Annotated in this window: 18 protein-coding genes and 1 pseudogene; 8 read left to right on the plus strand and 11 right to left on the minus strand. The window is 72.0% G+C overall.

Going from position 1 to position 16,008, the window contains the following annotated elements; all coding sequences use genetic code 11:
• Positions 1–113 precede the first annotated feature (113 nt).
• On the plus strand, positions 114–1,160 hold the full coding sequence (locus tag ABD733_RS07295) for a LacI family DNA-binding transcriptional regulator (protein ID WP_425552868.1): 1,047 nt from the start codon (positions 114–116) through the stop codon (positions 1,158–1,160).
• A gap of 81 nt (positions 1,161–1,241) precedes the next feature.
• Here ABD733_RS07295 and ABD733_RS07300 read toward each other — a convergent pair whose 3' ends face one another.
• The 6 genes from ABD733_RS07300 to ABD733_RS07325 form a co-directional block, all read right to left on the minus strand.
• Entirely contained in the window at positions 1,242–1,580 is a 339-nt protein-coding gene (locus ABD733_RS07300) for a YciI family protein (protein WP_344794556.1), read from the minus strand.
• Positions 1,581–1,658: 78 nt separating this feature from the next.
• Entirely contained in the window at positions 1,659–2,012 is a 354-nt protein-coding gene (locus ABD733_RS07305; protein WP_344794558.1) for a YciI family protein, read from the minus strand.
• The gene (locus tag ABD733_RS07310; protein WP_344794560.1) at positions 2,009–3,292 is read right to left on the minus strand and encodes an RNA polymerase sigma factor; all 1,284 of its coding nucleotides are present in this window, start codon (positions 3,290–3,292) and stop codon (positions 2,009–2,011) included. Before ABD733_RS07310 ends, ABD733_RS07305 begins: the two co-directional genes overlap by 4 nt.
• Positions 3,293–3,477: 185 nt before the next feature.
• A complete protein-coding gene (locus ABD733_RS07315) occupies positions 3,478–4,239 on the minus strand; it encodes an alpha/beta hydrolase (protein WP_344794562.1) in 762 nt (253 codons plus the stop codon).
• A gap of 39 nt (positions 4,240–4,278) precedes the next feature.
• Positions 4,279–5,496 carry a GDSL-type esterase/lipase family protein gene (locus ABD733_RS07320; protein WP_344794564.1) on the minus strand — a complete coding sequence of 406 codons (1,218 nt, stop codon included), beginning with the start codon at positions 5,494–5,496 and terminating at the stop codon, positions 4,279–4,281.
• Positions 5,497–5,678: 182 nt separating this feature from the next.
• Complete coding sequence (locus ABD733_RS07325) at positions 5,679–7,046, minus strand: MFS transporter (protein WP_344794566.1); 1,368 nt, start codon at positions 7,044–7,046, stop codon at positions 5,679–5,681.
• A 181-nt stretch (positions 7,047–7,227) separates the two neighbouring features.
• On the opposite strand from ABD733_RS07325, the pseudogene ABD733_RS07330 reads away from it, so the two are divergent.
• Positions 7,228–7,461: pseudogene (locus ABD733_RS07330) on the plus strand (SDR family oxidoreductase); the annotation flags it as partial.
• 72 nt (positions 7,462–7,533) lie between these two features.
• Here ABD733_RS07330 and ABD733_RS07335 read toward each other — a convergent pair.
• Both ABD733_RS07335 and ABD733_RS07340 read right to left on the minus strand, forming a co-directional pair.
• Positions 7,534–8,121 (minus strand): hypothetical protein, encoded by a 588-nt coding sequence (locus tag ABD733_RS07335; RefSeq protein ID WP_344794568.1) that lies wholly within the window; start codon positions 8,119–8,121, stop codon positions 7,534–7,536.
• 10 nt (positions 8,122–8,131) lie between these two features.
• A complete protein-coding gene (locus tag ABD733_RS07340; RefSeq protein WP_344794570.1) occupies positions 8,132–9,280 on the minus strand; it encodes a zinc-dependent alcohol dehydrogenase in 1,149 nt (382 codons plus the stop codon).
• Positions 9,281–9,491: 211 nt separating this feature from the next.
• Between ABD733_RS07340 and ABD733_RS07345 the strand changes: the two genes are divergently transcribed.
• Positions 9,492–10,229: an MBL fold metallo-hydrolase gene (locus tag ABD733_RS07345; protein ID WP_344794572.1), complete on the plus strand. Its 738-nt coding sequence runs from the start codon at positions 9,492–9,494 to the stop codon at positions 10,227–10,229.
• Between the two features lie 34 nt (positions 10,230–10,263).
• Here the strand turns inward: ABD733_RS07345 and ABD733_RS07350 are convergent, their stop codons facing one another.
• Both ABD733_RS07350 and ABD733_RS07355 read right to left on the minus strand, forming a co-directional pair.
• Complete coding sequence (locus tag ABD733_RS07350) at positions 10,264–11,226, minus strand: acetylxylan esterase (RefSeq protein ID WP_344794574.1); 963 nt, start codon at positions 11,224–11,226, stop codon at positions 10,264–10,266.
• A gap of 21 nt (positions 11,227–11,247) precedes the next feature.
• The gene (locus tag ABD733_RS07355) at positions 11,248–11,751 is read right to left on the minus strand and encodes an Lrp/AsnC family transcriptional regulator (protein WP_344794576.1); all 504 of its coding nucleotides are present in this window, start codon (positions 11,749–11,751) and stop codon (positions 11,248–11,250) included.
• A 138-nt stretch (positions 11,752–11,889) separates the two neighbouring features.
• Here ABD733_RS07355 and ald point away from each other — a divergent pair, with 138 nt between their 5' ends.
• From ald to ABD733_RS07375, 4 genes are all read left to right on the plus strand, one after another.
• Positions 11,890–13,002 (plus strand): alanine dehydrogenase, encoded by a 1,113-nt coding sequence (ald, locus tag ABD733_RS07360; RefSeq protein WP_344794578.1) that lies wholly within the window; start codon positions 11,890–11,892, stop codon positions 13,000–13,002.
• A 71-nt stretch (positions 13,003–13,073) separates the two neighbouring features.
• Positions 13,074–13,343, plus strand: a complete 270-nt coding sequence (locus ABD733_RS07365; protein WP_344794580.1) for a hypothetical protein — start codon at positions 13,074–13,076, stop codon at positions 13,341–13,343.
• Positions 13,340–13,738: a type II toxin-antitoxin system VapC family toxin gene (locus ABD733_RS07370; RefSeq protein ID WP_344794582.1), complete on the plus strand. Its 399-nt coding sequence runs from the start codon at positions 13,340–13,342 to the stop codon at positions 13,736–13,738. Before ABD733_RS07365 ends, ABD733_RS07370 begins: the two co-directional genes overlap by 4 nt.
• Before the next feature lie 140 nt (positions 13,739–13,878).
• A complete protein-coding gene (locus tag ABD733_RS07375; protein ID WP_344794584.1) occupies positions 13,879–14,097 on the plus strand; it encodes a hypothetical protein in 219 nt (72 codons plus the stop codon).
• A gap of 87 nt (positions 14,098–14,184) precedes the next feature.
• Here the strand turns inward: ABD733_RS07375 and ABD733_RS07380 are convergent, their stop codons facing one another.
• Positions 14,185–14,844: a transglycosylase family protein gene (locus tag ABD733_RS07380; protein ID WP_344794586.1), complete on the minus strand. Its 660-nt coding sequence runs from the start codon at positions 14,842–14,844 to the stop codon at positions 14,185–14,187.
• A 281-nt stretch (positions 14,845–15,125) separates the two neighbouring features.
• On the opposite strand from ABD733_RS07380, the gene ABD733_RS07385 reads away from it, so the two are divergent.
• A complete protein-coding gene (locus tag ABD733_RS07385) occupies positions 15,126–15,764 on the plus strand; it encodes an NADPH-dependent F420 reductase (RefSeq protein WP_344794588.1) in 639 nt (212 codons plus the stop codon).
• Positions 15,765–16,008: the final 244 nt, after the last annotated feature.

Consider the following 16,008-nt stretch of genomic DNA (forward strand, 5'->3'; position numbering starts at 1 on the left):
CTGCGTTCCGGGCTGCAGGGCGAGAAGGCGTGATCCTGCGGGCCTCGCCGTGACCGCGTTATTGAAACGTCACAATCACGGAGGGCCTCTCGCGTGCTAAGAAAGAGCGTCGGGTGACACGAGCACGCTCGACGGAGGGGGTCGCGGTGGCCACCGTCAGCGTGCGTGACGTCGCCGCCCTCGCCGGGGTCTCCGTCGGCACGGTGTCGAACGTGCTGAACCGGCCCGAGAAGGTGTCGCCCGCCGCGGTGAAGCGCGTGCACGACGCCATCGACAAGCTGGGCTTCGTCCGCAACGACGCCGCCCGCCAGCTCCGGGCCGGCCGGAGCCACAGCTTCGGCCTCATCGTCCTCGACGCGGGCAACCCCTTCTTCAGCGATCTCGCGCGCGGCGCCGAAGACCGTGCGGCAACGGACGGCCTCTCGATCCTGCTCGGAAACTCCGGCAACGACGCACGCCGCGAGGCCGCCTACCTCGACCTCTTCGAGACGCAGCGGGTGAGCGGCGTGCTGATCTCTCCCTTCGGCGAGCAGGTCGCCCGCCTCGAACGCCTCCGCGAGCGGGGCATCCCGACCGTCCTGGTCGACCGGGCCGCCCGCGGCACGTCCTTCTCCTCGGTGTCGGTCGACGACGTCGTCGGGGGCAGGATCGCCGCCTCGCACCTCCTCGACATCGGCCGTCGGCGGCTCGCCTTCGTCGGCGGGCCCTCTTCGATCCGGCAGGTCGCCGACCGGCTCACGGGTGCGGAGATCGCCGTGGCGCGCGTGCCCGGAGCAGCGATCGAGGTCATCGCGACGACCGATCTGACCGTCCTCGACGGGCGACAGGCGGGCGCCGCCATCGCCTCGAGGCCCGCCTCGGCCCGCCCGGACGCCGTCTTCTGCGCCAACGACCTCGTGGCCGTCGGTGTGCTGCAGGGCCTCGGCATCCTCGGCGGGGTTCGCGTCCCCGAGGAGATCGCGCTGATCGGCTACGACGACATCGCGTTCGCGCAGGCGACCGTCGTGCCGCTGTCGTCGATCCGGCAGCCCTCCGGGCTCATCGGCCGCACCGGTCTGGAGCTCCTGCTCGCCGAGGCGGCCGACGGTCCCCCCGCGGAGCCTCAGCACGTGGTGTATCAGCCGGAGCTCGTCGTGCGGGCGTCGACCTCGGCGTCCTGACCGCGCGCCGCGCAACGTCTCGCGGACTGATCACCCTGCCGCGGCGGGGTGCGGTGTCCGCGAGACGTGGGGCGGTGGCGCCTACTCCTCGCCGAAGGGCCACTCGGCGCGGACCTCGACGCGGCCGTACCGCGCCATGGGGTGCCGCGACGCCACCTCGAGGGCCTCATCGAGCGACGCGCACTCGAGCAGGTCGTAGCCGGCGATCCACTCGCGGGTCTCGGCGAAGGGGCCGTCGGTGACGATGACCTCGCCGTTCCGCTTCCGCACCGTCTTGGCGGTATCGACGGGCCGCAGGCGGTTGCCGCCCCGCGACATGTCGCGCTGGACGACGTCGGCGACCCAGTCCTCGATGTCGTCGTCGGCGGGGTCGTAAACAGGGGCCTCGGGGTCCGTGCAGATGAAGAGCAGATAGCGCATGAGGGGTCCTCCCGGTGGTGGTGGTGGTCGTTGGTCGTGGTGGTGGTGTCGGGGGTGTGCGTCGGACTCGGGCGCCGCTCAACCGTCGGAGGCGAGCGCCCGCACCTCGACGGGCGCGAAGCGGGCCTCCTCGAGCCGGCCGGCGATCTCCACCGCTCGGTCGAGTCCGCCGACGTCGATGAGGTAGAACCCGCCGACGATCTCACGCGACTCGGTGAACGGGCCGTCCGTGATCGCGGTGGGGCCGCTCTCGGTCCTGCGCACGAGGGTCCGGTCGTACTCGAGGGCCGAGATCTGGAGGAGCTCCCCCGACGCTGCCAGCTCGGCGACGACCCCCGCGTGGGTCGAGTCGCGGTCGTCCGGTCGGCCGAGCGCGGCCTCGAGGACCTCGTCGCCGTCGGCGGTGTTGTGGATCAGCAGGAGGAACTTCATGGTGCGTCCTTTCGCGGGGTGGTGTCGTCTGCGCGGTCGGCGAGGACCGCGCGCTCGCGCTCGTTGGTGCTGAGGCCGGCGGCGGTCACGAACGCCGCGCGCGCCTCCGCCGAGCGGTCCAGCCGGGAGAGCAGGTCGCCGCGCACCGCGTGGAACGGCGCATACCGCTCGAGGTCGCCGGCCGCCTCGAGCGCGTCCACCAGCGGCAGCGCGGTGGCGGGTCCCGTGGCCATCGACACGGCGACGGCCCGATTCAACTCGACGACGGGCGACCCGGTGAGCGCGACCAGGGCGTCGTACAGCACCACGATCGCGTCCCAGTCGGTGTAGTCGGGAGTGCGCGCGGCGGCGTGCACCTCGGCGATCGCGGCCTGCAGGGCGTAGGGGCCGCGCCCGCGGGCGAGGGCGTCGGCCGTCGTCAGGGCGTCGCGGCCGCGGGCGATGGCCTGCGCGTCCCAGAGCGTCCGGTCCTGGTCGGAGAGCAGGATCGAGTCGCCCGCGGCATCGACCCGGGCCGCGAAGCGCGAGGCTTGGAGCTCCATCAGAGCGACCAGCGCGTGCGCCTCGGGTTCGCGGGGCAGTCGGTGCTGCAGGATCCTGCCCAGGCGGCGCGCCTCGTCGGCCACGTCGACTCTCAGCAGCGCGTCTCCGGAGGTCGCGACGTAGCCCTCGTTGAAGAGCAGGTAGACGACGCCGAGGACGGCCGCGAGACGCGCCGGATACTCGTCGCGCGTCGGCACCTCGAAGGGCACGCGGGCCGCCCGGAGGGTCTTCTTGGCGCGGACGATCCGCTGCTGCGCGGTGGCGACCGGCACGAGGAGCGCCCGGCCGATCTCGACCGTGGTCAGCCCGGCCACCACTCGGAGGGTGAGGGCGATCTGCGACTCCCGGCTGAGTACCGGGTGGCACGCGACGAAGATCAGGCGCAGGACGTCGTCGTCGATCCGGTCGGGATCGTAGGAGTCGGCCGCGCCCTCGGCGCCGCTCCGGGCCTCGGCCTCTCGGAGGTCGCGCGCCAGCTCGGCGTCGTGCGCCTCCCGGCGGCTCCGGCGCCGCCACTCGTCGATGGCCCGGCGGCTTGCGACCGTCGTCAGCCAGGCTCCGGGACTCCGCGGGGAACCCGTGTGCGGCCAGGTCTCGAGCGCCTGCGCCAGAGCCTCCTGCGCGAGATCCTCGGCGAGGTCGACGTCGCCGGTGCGGCGGGCAAGAGCGCCGACGATCCTCGGGGCCTCAGCGCGCCAGACCTCATCGAGGAGGCGCTGCGCGTCGACTTCGAGCACGGGGACCCCTTCGTCCGAGCGGTGCGGCGTCTTCTGACGCCTTCACACACGCGTCGAACGGCATCGTGTCAGATCGACACGGCGCGTGGAAGGTCTTGCGACCCGACCTGCACCCCGGTCCGCCGCCCGAACCCCGGCGGAACGGGGTGCCGCCGACGATCGGGGGTGCGAGCCGGAAGCCCGGCTCAGCCGAGCGACGCCGCCCAGCGCGACACCTGTGCTGTGATGACCCGGTCGGTGTGCGCGTGCGACACCGTCGCCGGGTTGTCGCCCGGCTGCTCGCCGTAGTGCCCGAACTGCGCGTGGTCGGCTCCGCGGATGACGACGCTCGAGGCGGAGTCCGGCAGGAGGTGCCGCGCCGCGCCGACCTTGGCCGGCGTCGACAGCCCGTCGCGCGAGCCGGAGAGGCTCAGCACGTCGAGCGACGACGACGAGAGGTCGTTCGCGCAGTAGCTCCCGAGGAGCAGCAGCCCCGCGGTGCCGGGCGTGGTGGCGAGCTGGCAGGCCCGGACTCCGCCGAGCGAGTGGCCGCCGACGGCCCAGGTCGTCACGTCGGGCGCGTGCTCCTCGAAGGTGGCGAGCGAGCGCGTGTCGAAGAAGGCGAGGTTGAGCGTCGGCTTGGTGATGACGACGGTGGTGCCCGAGGCCGCAACCCCGTCGAAGGTGGCGAGGTAGGCGTAGGGGTCGACCTTCGCGCCGGGGAGGAAGACGACGCCGACGCCGTTCGAGGGTCCGGTGGGGCGCAGGATCACGCTGTCTCCCGCATCCTGCACGCTCACGCGGTCGTCGCGCCAGACCTTCAGCGCGGCCGTCCGGTCGCCCGGCATCACGACGTGGGCCCAGACCAGGAAGCCGACGGCCAGGAGGGCCAGGACGACGACGACGGCGACGAGGACGGTCAGGGCGCGGCGGCCACGGCGTCGGGCGGGGCGCGAGGAGGAGGTCACGCGGCGAGTCTAGGTCCGCTCCGACGCGGCAGCCGGGCCTCAGCCGGCGGCGAGCTCGCGCTGGATCGCCAGTGCCAGGTCGCGCAGGATCACGAGGTCGATCGAGTCGGCCGGCCGCGGCGACTCGTCGAACACGCAGAGGGCGCCGATCCGGGTGCCGTCGGGCGCCTCGACCGGGTAGCCGGCGTAGAACCGCATCGGCGTGTCCTTCGGAGCGCGGTCGTCGCTCCGGGCGTCCTCGACCACGAAGGGCAGGCTGTGCTCGATGGTCGTGCGGCAGAAGGAGTCGTCGAGCGGCCACTCCCGCGCCTCGACCCCGACCACGGCCTTGTTCCACTGCCGCTTGTCGTCCAGGACGCTGAACGCGGCGCCGCGCGTGCCGAACATCTGCTGCGCCTTCCGGACGATGTCGTCGTAGCGCTTCTCGCGGGGGCTGTCCATGAGCCCCAGGTCCCAGATCGTCTCGAGTCGGCGCTCCGTGCGCTGGGGGCGGTTGCGGGCGCGACGGGCGGGACGGTCGATGCCGCTCTCGGCGTCGAGCTGCGGGGCGAGGAACGCCGCCTGGGTGAGCGCCCACTCGGTGAAGCGGCGGGGCGACCGGTAGCGCGGGTCCTCGGCGCCGGTGCCGGGGCTGCGGCCGGCCTTCGGGTCGACCGCGGGAGGCGCCAGGTACTTCACCCGCGGCCGGTCCGCGAGGACTCGCCTGCTGACGCGGTTGAGCCTCTCGGCCCACCGGTCGGTCGGGTCGCCGGGCCGACGGCGGAAGAGCGGCACCGACGAGACCGGCTGGATCCCCATCAGCGTGATGGTCGTCGTCGCCGACGTCTCGCGCTCGAAGACGTCGAGGAGGCCCGTCAGAGCGTCTGCCCAGCGCTTCGAGGGGAGGAACCGGTAGGCGTCGCTCACACCGATCACGACGACCACGGCGTCGTAGCCCGCGAGGTCACGGCCGGCGAGGGCTCCTGCCGCCGACTCGATGTCCCAGCCCGAGTCGGAGAGGACCTCGACGTCGGCGCCGCGACCGGTCTCGGCGCTGAGGGCACGCGCCAGCTGACCGGGCAGCGCGAGCTCCTGGCTGGCGACGCCCCACCCGACGGCGATGCCGTTGCCGAAGAGCAGGACCCGGTCGGGGTTGAGTCCCGTCGCGTGGGCGAAGGAGCCGTCGTGCGGGCGCGGAAGGCCGCGCGGCTCCTGGCCGATGAGCCGGTACCGCTGGCGGTGATAGGGACGCAGGAGGACAGGCGCGAGCCAGGTCATGTCGGGGTGCTCCGAGTGGTGGGTTCGGATCGCCGCAGGTCGTTGAGCCGCCCTGATCCGTGGGGAGACCGGCCCGACGGCTGGTGTCCCGCCAGACTACGGGCGAACGACGCGCGGCCGACAGACTCCCGAACGGGGCACTCGGAGCAGCACCGCCGGCACTCGACCGGCAGCCCCGACGGTCAGCGCCGCCGCGCCGTCTCCGCCCCGCCCATCCGCAGGGGCGACGTGCTCGTGTCGACCAGGTCGCGGTTCGTCGTCTCCGGCGCCCGGAACTGGCTCATCAGCGCTCCGACCACGCAGACCGCGGCGGCGATGAGCATGCACGGCCCGATGCCGAGGGCGGCGATGCCGATCGGCAGCAGGAAGGTCCCGGCCGCGGCGCCGACCCGGCTGGCGGCGGCCGCGAAGCCCACGCCACTCGAGCGGATCGCGGTGGGCAGGGTCTCGATCGGGTAGACGGCCGTGAGGTTCCCCGAGAGCGCGTTGAAGAACGAGAAGATCGCGAAGCAGGCGACGATGATCCAGCCCGGGGCGCCCGCCCAGAAGCCGACGACCGCGAGGACGGCCGCCATGATCCAGAAGGGCGGCACGGCCTGGGCCCGCCGGCCGATCCGCTCGATCGTGATCATGCCGACGACGGCGCCGACGGCCGCCATCGCGTTGAGCACGATGGTCCCCGCCGTCTCGTTGCTCAGGTCGAGCGACTTCAGCACCGTCGGCGCGAAGGTGAAGATCGCGAAGTAGGGCGCAACGTTGCAGGCCCAGAAGACGCAGAGGAACAGCACCCTCCCCCGGTTCTCCGGCGTGAAGAGCTGCGCGTAGCCGCTCTTGCCGCTGCTCTCGCCGCCGAACTGCTCCTGGTCGTACGAGGCCGAGCCGCCGAGATACCGGTCGACGATCGCCCGCCCCTCGGGCTCGCGGCCGTGCCCGATGAGCCAGCGCGGAGACTCGGGGAACCCGATCCTGACCAGGGCGGTCACCACCGCCGGCACCACGCTGACCGCGAGCACCCACCGCCACGAGAGGTGGCCCGCCTCGGTCATGATGAACGCCACGACGACGGCGACGAGGTAGCCGGTGTACCAGCACACCAGCAGAGCCGACAGCCGCCGCCCCCGACCCCGCGAGGGGGTGAACTCGGCGAGCATCGCCGCGCCGATCGAGTACTCCGCGCCGATCGCCACGCCGAGCAGGATCCGGACGACCAGCAGCTGCCACGGATCGGCCACCAGCGCCTGCAGCAGGCCCAGGATCACGAACGCGATCAGGTCGATGCTGAAGATCAGTCGGCGGCCGAACCGGTCGGTCAGGTAGCCCGCCAGCGGTGCCCCGACGAAGATGCCGATGAGCGAGGAGGCGCCGATCAGCCCGGCCTCGACCGGGGTCATGTGGAGCGCCGTCGTGATGAGGGGCAGGACCACGCTCAGGAGCCCCAGGTCGAACCCGTCGAGCCCCTCGCCCCAGGCGCACGCGAACGTGAGCCGCCGGAGGAATCCCCGGTCGACGTCGGGTGCGGGTGTGGAGGCGGGTCCGGCGATCGTCGTCATCTGTCCTCGTCGTCGAGATCGTGGTGGGGGGGCGCGAGTGCCGTTGCCCTGCACTCGCGCCCGGTCCGGGAGCCGCCGGACACGACCGATCCTGTCCTCCCCCCGAAGCCAGCGCCCCCTTTCCCGGGCGGGGTTGACCAGCGGGCCCCTCGTCTGTGACGCGTTGTCAACCCCGCAGATGCTCGCCGAGAAGGGCATCCGCGCGAACAGCGTCGCTCCCGGGCCGATCTGGACCCCGCTGATCCCGGCGACCATGCCGGAGGAGCAGGTCGAGTCGTTCGGCAGCGACGTGCCGCTCGCCAGGCCGGGCCAGCCGGCCGAGGTGGCGCCGGCGTACGTGATGCTCGCGTCCGACGAGGCGAGCTACATCTCGGGTGCCAGGATCGCGGTCACGGGCGGCAAGCCGATCCTCTGAGACGACAGACGGGCCCCGGGTGCGACCGCACCCGGGGCCCGCTCGCGCCGGCGTGTCAGAGAGGCGGAGGACTCACCGACGGACCCGGCGCACGATCCGCCAGCCGACGACCGCCGCGGCGATCCACGGCGCCGAGACCACGAACGGGTCCATCCAGGTGTGATGCGTGTCGGACCGCGTGCTGCGCAGTCGCGACGCCACCGGGTGCACGCCCTTCTCGGCGCCGATGCCGGTCTCGGCGATCAGGCGGTCGGGCCGGCCGCGCAGGATCGCCTCGACCCGGCTCTCCGCGACGTCGACGCGGTCTCCGAGCACGAGCAGCAGCCAGTGGGCTGCGCGGCCCTCGCTGAAGCGGCTGTAGGCGAACCGCCGGACGACGCCCGAGAGGCCCCGGAGCGGCGCGACCGTCCCGAACACCGGCGTGACGAACGCGTGCTCGATCGAGCGCTCGCGTCCCTCGCCGCCCGGCTGCCGGGCCGGGAAGGTCCAGTGGGCGCCCGTGTCGGGCAGGTCGCGGTCGAGCCGGGGAACCGACGGGCGGTCGGCAGGATCGAGGTCGGCGCCCCACCCCGGGATCCTGCGTCGGAGCTCGTCCGGCGACTCCGCCCCGGGCCGGGGCTTGTCGGCGACGTAGGCCAGGGGCACGTCTTCTTCGCTCACGGTGTCCTCCTCAGTTCGCGCTCGGGACGACGACGGCCTTGATGCAGCCGTCGAGCTTGGCCGAGAACAGGTGGTAGCCCTCGGCGATGTCGTCGAGGGGGATGCGGTGGGTGACGATGTCGCTCGGCTTGAGGTAGCCGGCCCGGATGTGCTCGAAGAGCCGCGGCCACTGGCGCTTCACCGGTGCCTGGTTCATGCGCAGGGTGAGGCCCTTGTTCATCGCGTCGCCGAACTTCACGGCGCTGAAGATCGGGCCGTACGCGCCGAGCACCGACACCGTCCCGCCCTTCCTCACGCCATCGATGGCCCAGTTCAGCGCGACGGGCGACCCGCCCTGCATCTTGAGCTTCGTCGCCGTGACCTGCTGGATCAGGTTGCCGTCCGCCTCCGCGCCGACGGCGTCGATGACGACGTCGGCGCCGAGGTAGTCGGTCTGCTTCTTCAGCTCGACCACGATGTCGTCGTACTCGGCGAAATTGAGGGTCTCGGCGTGCGCGAACTCGCGCGCCTTCGCCAGGCGGTACTCCAGCTGGTCGATCACGATCACGCGCCCGGCACCCATCAGCCAGGCCGACTTCGCTGCGAACAGGCCGACCGGCCCGGCGCCGAGCACCACGACCGTGTCGCCCGCCACGATGTCGCCGAGCTGGGCTCCGAAGTACCCGGTCGAGAGGGCGTCGGTCATGAGGAGAGCGTCGGTCTCGTCGATGTCGTCCGGGATGACCTGCGGCCCTACATCCGCCAGCGGTACCCGCACGAACTCGGCCTGACCACCGTCGTAGCCGCCGCAGGTGTGCGAGTAGCCGTAGATGCCGCCGACCGCCGTCGCGTTGGGATTGACGTTGTGGCAGTTCGAGTAGAGGCCGCGCGCACAGAACCAGCACGTGCCGCAGTAGATGTTGAACGGCACCATCACCCGGTCGCCGACCTTCAGATTCCGGACGTCCGGCCCGACCTCCTGCACGACGCCGATGAACTCGTGGCCGAAGGTCATGCCGACCCGCGTGTCCGGCATCAGCCCGTGGTAGAGGTGCAGGTCGGAGCCGCAGATGGCGGCGAGGGTGACCCGCACGATCGCGTCGCCCGGATGCTCGATCCTGGGGATGTCCTTCTCCTCGACGCGGATCCGGTACGGACCCCGATAGGTCATCGCCTTCATGTCGCCTCCTGATCGTCGGTGCGCTCCGGCCGACGGCCGCAGTGCGGGTCAGAGTAGGCGCCCCCGGACGGCCTCTCCCCACCTCGCGTCGCCCCCTTGACAGACCGTCGCAGCAGCGTTCCGCAGGATCGAGAGAGCCCGGCCCGAGACTGGACGGAGCCTCCCGCGGGGAGTACAGGGGGCGCACCCCGAGTCCCAGAGGAGACCGACCATGACCTTCATCCGCGACGTCGCCGAGGGCGTCCACGTGATCACGCGCGCCCACACGAACATGTTCCTGGTCGAGGACGCCGGGAGGCTGCTCGTCGTCGACGCCGGTCTCCCGGCGTTCTGGCCGGAGATCGGCGCTGCCCTCGACGAGCTCGGCGCCTCCCCGTCCGACGTCGAGGGGGTGCTCCTGACGCACGCGCACTTCGACCACGTCGGCTGCGCCCGCCGGATGCGCACGGAGTGGCGGGTCCCGGTCTGGGTGCACGCGGCCGACCGGTTCCTGGCTCTGCACCCCTACTCGTACCGGCACGAGCGCTCCCGCTTCGGCTACCCGCTGACGCACCCCGGCGGGCTGCCGTTCCTGCTGCGGATGGCCGCCGACGGCGCGCTCACGGTGCACGGGGTGGACTCGGCCCCGCTCCCGCTGCCGGACGGGATCCTCCGGGAGGCCGCCCTCGTCGAGACGCCGGGCCACACCGACGGCCACGTCGCGATCCACCTCCCCTCGCGCGACGTCGTCTTCTCGGGCGACGCGCTCGTCACCCTCGACCCGTACAACGGGCGGACCGGCCCGCAGATCGTCGCGGGCGCCGCGACGGCCGACAGCGGTCAGGCGCTCGCGTCGCTCAGCGCGCTCCGGGAGACGGGCGCGACCAGCGTGCTGCCGGGCCACGGCGGTCCGTGGCGCCGAGGCGTCGACTCGGCCGTCAGCGAGGCCGTGCGGCGCGGGGTCGACTGAGCGGGGCCGGCCCGCTCTCGACCGGCCTTAAGGATCAGGCGAAGAGGTCGGCCAGGATCCTGAGGGTCGCCTCGTCGTCGTACGCGCCGCCGCCCTCGTGCCCGTTGTACGGCCAGACGGTGATCTCCTTCGGGCCGGCGTACTCGTTGTAAGCCCCGAAGACCGTCGACGGCGGGCACACCGGGTCCATCAGGGCCGTAGTGAACCACGCCCGCGCCGAGGCGCGCTTCGCGAAGTTGACACCGTCGAAGTAGGCCAGGACGCCGTGCGCGGCCTCGGCCTTGTGCCGGTGCGTCGCCAGGAACCGACCGATCTCCTTGTAGGGGTCGCTGTCGGTGATCGTCGTCGAGCGCGGGAAGTCGCAGAGGAACGGCACCCGCGGGAAGACGCCCGCGAGCCCGTCGACGAGACCGGCCACGGCGAGCGAGATCCCGCCGCCCTGGCTGCCGCCGAGCACGACGATCCTGTCGGAGTCGACCACCTCGAGCGAGCGAGCCGCCTCGATCGCGCGCACGGCGTCGGTGAAGACGCGGCGGTAGTAGTAGGTCTCGCGGCTGTCGATGCCGCGCGTCATGAACCCCGGGCCCTGCGGCCCTGAGCCCTCGGGGTCAGGGGTGTCGCCGCCGCCCCAGGTCGAGCCCTGGCCTCGCGTGTCGACGAGGAGGTGCGCGTAGCCGGCCGACGCCCAGAGGAGGTCCTCCGTCGCGCGGGCTCGGCCGCCGCCGTAGCCCTGGAACTGCACGATCGTCGCGAGCGGACCGGTCGCGGCGTGCGGCACGCGCAGCCAGGCGCGGACGGGCTGCCCCTCATAGCCGGCGAAGGTCATGTCGAAGACGTCGACGGTCTGGAGACCCGTGTCGACGGGCTCGACGGCGACTCCGAGGGCGTGGCGGCGGCTGGAGGCGAGGGTGTCGCGCCAGAACGCGTCGAAGTCGGCGGGGTCCGCCTGGCTGCTGCGGTACTGGCGGAGCTCGGATTCGGGCAGGTCGACGAACATGCTCGCAGCCTAGCGACGCCGTCAGCGCTGTGTTCTGCGCCGCGCTTCCGCCCAGCCGGTGCCGGGGCCCATGTGCTCGACGCCCGAGAGGTGGTCGAACACGATGTTCGTCTGCGTCGACGCGACGGAGGTGTCCATGCTGAGCTGCTGGGCGACGAAGTCGCGGAGCTGCGCGGTCGACGAGCAGGCGACGTGGATGAAGAAGTCGTCCGCGCCGCCCAGGAAGAACACGTTGATCACGTTCGGCAGGGCGATGACCCGCTGCGCGTAGGTCTGGATCTGGCCTCGGGCCTGCGCTCGGAGCCGCACGGCCACGATCGCCTCCACCGAGAGCCCGAGCGAGGCCCAGTCGGGGTGGGCGTGAAACGACCGGATGACCCCGGCGTCCTGCAGCGCGCGCACCCGGACGAGGCAGGTCGACGCGGCGATCCCCACCCGCTCCGCGAGGTCCTTGTTGCTGAGACGGGCGTTGCGGGTCAGTTCCCACACGATGCGCTCGTCGGTCTCGTCGAGTGTGATCTCCACCCGTGCTCCTCTCGAATCCGGTTCGCTCTCTCGGCCATTCTCCCGGCTCCGACCGCAGGATCACGCAGGTGATGCGATCCTGCCGAATTTCGTGCGGACTTCACGCCCTCGAAACAAATCGGCAGCATCATGGTGCGCATGATCATCGGCGTACCGAGAGAGACCAAGAACCACGAGAACCGCGTCGGGCTCACGCCGTCGGGCGTCTTCGAGCTGACCGGGCGCGGCCACGCCGTCGTGGTGGAGCGCGGAGCCGGTCTCGGCGCGGCCATCACCGACGACGAGTACGTCGCGGCTGGCGCCACGCTCGGCGACGTCGAGGCGGCCTGGGCTGCCGAGATGGTGGTCAAGGTCAAGGAGCCCGTCGAGGCCGAGTACCACCACCTCCGCGACGACCTCCTGCTCTTCACCTACCTGCACATCGCCGCCGACCGGCCGCTGACCGAGGCCCTCGTGGCGTCCGGGACCACCTCGATCGCCTACGAGACCGTGCAGCTCGCCGACGGCTCCCTGCCTCTCCTGGCTCCGATGAGCGAGGTCGCCGGCCGCATGTCGGTCATGGTCGGCAGCTACCACCTGATGGGCGCGCACGGCGGGCGCGGCGTCCTGCTCGGCGGAGTCCCCGGCGTCCGTCCGGCGAAGGTCACCATCATCGGTGCCGGGCAGGCGGGCACCAACGCCCTCGGCCAGGCGTACGCCTCGGGAGCCGACGTCACGATCCTCGACCTGTCGATCCCGCGCCTGCGCCACATCGACGAGATCTACGGCGGCAAGGTCAAGACCGTCGTCTCGAACGCGTTCGAGATCGAGCAGAGCGTCCTCGAGGCCGACCTGGTCATCGGGGCGGTGCTCCTGCCGGGCAGGAAGGCGCCGAAGCTCGTGTCGCACGATCTCGTGCGCAGGATGAAGCCGGGCTCGGTCCTGGTCGACATCGCGATCGATCAGGGCGGCTGCTTCGAGGACAGCCGCCCGACCACGCACGACGACCCGACCTACCCAGTCGAGGGCTCGACGTTCTACTGCGTCGCGAACATGCCCGGCGGCTTCGCCTCCACGTCCACGCTCGCCCTGACGAACGCGACGCTGCCGTACGTCGTCGCGGTCGCTGAGAACGGCTGGGAGGAGGCGGTGCGGCGGGATCCTGCGCTGCTCCCCGCCGTGTCGAGCGTCTCGGGCCGCCTCACCCACGCGGGCACCGCCGAGGCCTTCCCCGACGTCCCGTTCGCGGAGGTCTCGAGCTTCCTCGGCTGAGGGCGCCGCTCGCCCCTCGGTACTGCACCGGCGCCAGGTGCTGCACCCGGCTCCGGTGCTACACTGGGCGGATGACCACCACCCTGCACCGCTACAGCGTGACCGAGACGCCGACGGTTGCCCGCGCCATCGATCTGGCGGCGGTCACGTGGCCCGAGCTCCGCGACAACCGGGCCGCGCTCCTGCGCCGCATCGTCGAGTGGGGCGCGGTCGCTCTCGAGGAGCAGCGGGCACGCGTGCTCGACGAGCGCCGGGAGGCCCTGCGGAAGCACGCGGGGTCCCTGGAGGGGGTGTTCCCGGCCGACGCCGCGCGCAGAGCCCGAGACGAGTGGCCCGAGTGATCGTCCTCGACGCGAACATCCTGATCGCGCTGCTCGACCCCGCCGACCCGCACCACGAGGGAGCAGTGGAACTGCTCGACGCGAACATCGGCGAAGAACTGTCGGTCAGCGTCCTGACCCTGGCCGAGGCGCTCGTGCATCCGGCCCGCGCCGGCCGCGACGACGAGGCATCGGCCGTCTTCGACGCCATCGGCGTGCAGGTCGTCCCCCTGACCGTCGACGCGGGCGCTCTCGCCCGCCAGCGCGCCACGGCGCGAGTGAGGATGCCGGACGCCGTCGTCCTGCGTCTCGCGATCGACACGAGCGCAGCCGTGGCCACCTTCGACGCCGCCCTCGCGGCTGCCGCGGTCGACGCGGGCGTGGAGGTCGTCGGCGCCGAGCCGGCGCGGCGGTGAGGAGGCGCCCCCGAGTGAAGCGAGCGCCCGGGCGGCAGTAGCGCGCGATGCGATGCCCGAGCGACAGATGTATCGTAAAAGGATCGCCGACAGTGGAGTCGGCGGTCAGGGTAGGCGGCGCAGAGAGGCGACGAAGACCGATGGATCACGACACGCGAAAGTTCGTCCGCGAGGCACGGCGAGAGACCAGGCTGCTCATCGAGCAGTGCTCGTACCTCCCCGACGAGGCCGAGGCCTGCGACAGCCCCGAGGCACAGCGGGAGTTCGACCTCGAGACCGAGGTCATCATGCGCTCCACCATGGGCGGGAGTGCCAACCTCGCCTTCTTCCTCCCCTACCTCTGGAAGCACCGGCACTGATCCGGAGACGACCGCACCCCCGTCCGGCCGGGGAACCCCGCCTGAGCGGGGTGTCTCGGCCGCACGGGGGTGCGGGTGTTCTCGCCGCTACGCGGGGAGCTGCAGCGTCTGGCCCGGGAAGATCAGGTCGGGGTCGGTGATCGTCGACGTGTTGGCGTCGGCGAGCCGCTCCCAGCCGCCCGCGACGCCGAGCTTCGCGGCGATCGTGGCGAGCGTGTCGCCCGACGCGACCGTGTAGGTCTTGCCACTGGTGGCGACGGGCGCGGCCCGCCGAGCAGGTGCAGCGGGCGCCGCCGGAGCCGGAGCAGCCTGTGCGCGCGGTGCCACAGGTGCCGCGGGCGCTGCCGGTGCCGCAGGTGCCGCAGGTGCGGCTGCCGCCGACGACGTGCCCGACAGCCCGAGCTTCGCCGAGCAGGCGGGCCAGGCTCCCCAGCCCTGCGAGGCCAGGACGCGCTCGGCGACCTGGATCTGCGTGGCCTTGCTGGCGGCGGCCGGCGATCCGGTACCGCCGTTGGCGACCCAGGTGCTCTGGCTGAACTGCAGTCCGCCCGAGTAGCCGTTGCCGGTGTCGATGGCCCAGTTGCCGCTCGACTCGCAGTTCGCGAGAGCGTCCCAGGTGGAGACCGATGCGGCGTTCGCCGGTGCGGCCGAGAGGCCGAGGCCGCCCGCGGTGAGGGCGACGAGGGCCGCCCCGCCGAGGAGGGCTCGGCCGCGGGTGGTCCGAGGCGTGTTGAAGGCAGTGCTCATGGTGAATGCTCCACGGGGTCGCCGATGAGACCCGGTGCCGGGTCGAGGAATCGCTGCCCACCCCTGCCGATAGAGGTCAGGTGCGGCGCTGCAGGCTGGGCAGCCGGGGGCGAAGTGCAGCGCCGTGCATGGTGTTCTCCGAGAGGACGAACGAGCGTCCACCGTAGGCGGGGCCGCGACCGATCTCAAATCCTGCGCCTGAGAATCCGCTCCGGGCGAACACTCAGCGGATTCGGCGGATGGATCGGAAATTCCCCGCGCCGTGAGGCGTTGCACCCCTCATGACAACACTTGGAATCATCGGAGCAGGAAACATCGGCAGCCAGCTCGCTCGGGCGGCGATCGGGGTCGGATACGACGTCGTGATCAGCAATTCTCGTGGCCCGGAGACCCTGCAGGATCTCATCGCCGAGCTCGGTCCGAAGGCCCGCGCGGCCACCGCCACAGAGGCCGGCGAGGCGGGCGACGTCGTCGTCGTCACCGTCCCCCTCAAGAACACGACCGACGTGCCCGTCGAGCCGCTCGCCGGCAAGATCGTCGTCGACACCGACAACTACTACTTCGAGCGCGATGGCCATATCGAGGCGCTCGACAAGGGCGAGGACACGACGTCCGAGATGCTGCAGCGTCACCTCCCGACGAGCCGCGTCGCGAAGGGCTTCAACCACATCTTCGCCGCCGACATCACCACCGACGGCAAGCCCGCCGGCAGCCCCGACCGTCGCGCCCTCGCCACCGCGAGCGACTTCGACGACGCCGCCGAGTTCGTGACGAAGCTCTACGACGAGCTCGGCTTCGACACCGTCAACATCGGACCGCTGGCCGACAGCTGGCGCGTCGAGCGCGACCAGCCGGCCTACGTCGTGAGCCAGACCAAGCAGGAGCTCATCGACAACCTCGCCAAGGCCACGCGCCCGTAGCGAGCCCCGCTCCACGCACACAGCGGCGCCGATCCGGTTCTCCGGGTCGGCGCCGCTTCGTCGTGCGCGGCATGGAGACTAAAACCGCTTTAAGTCCCGTGAGGCTTGATTTCGGGACGGTGGGCGTGCTTTCCTGTCATCCATCCTCGCGACGACTCATAGCGGTGACAGAACCCGTGAGTCGACAGGGACGTGCCCTCGACGACGTCGGCACGGGGGCGACACCGCAGTCGCCCATCACGAC

The organism is Frondihabitans peucedani, from assembly GCF_039537585.1.
Taxonomy (GTDB): Bacteria; Actinomycetota; Actinomycetes; order Actinomycetales; family Microbacteriaceae; genus Frondihabitans; species Frondihabitans peucedani.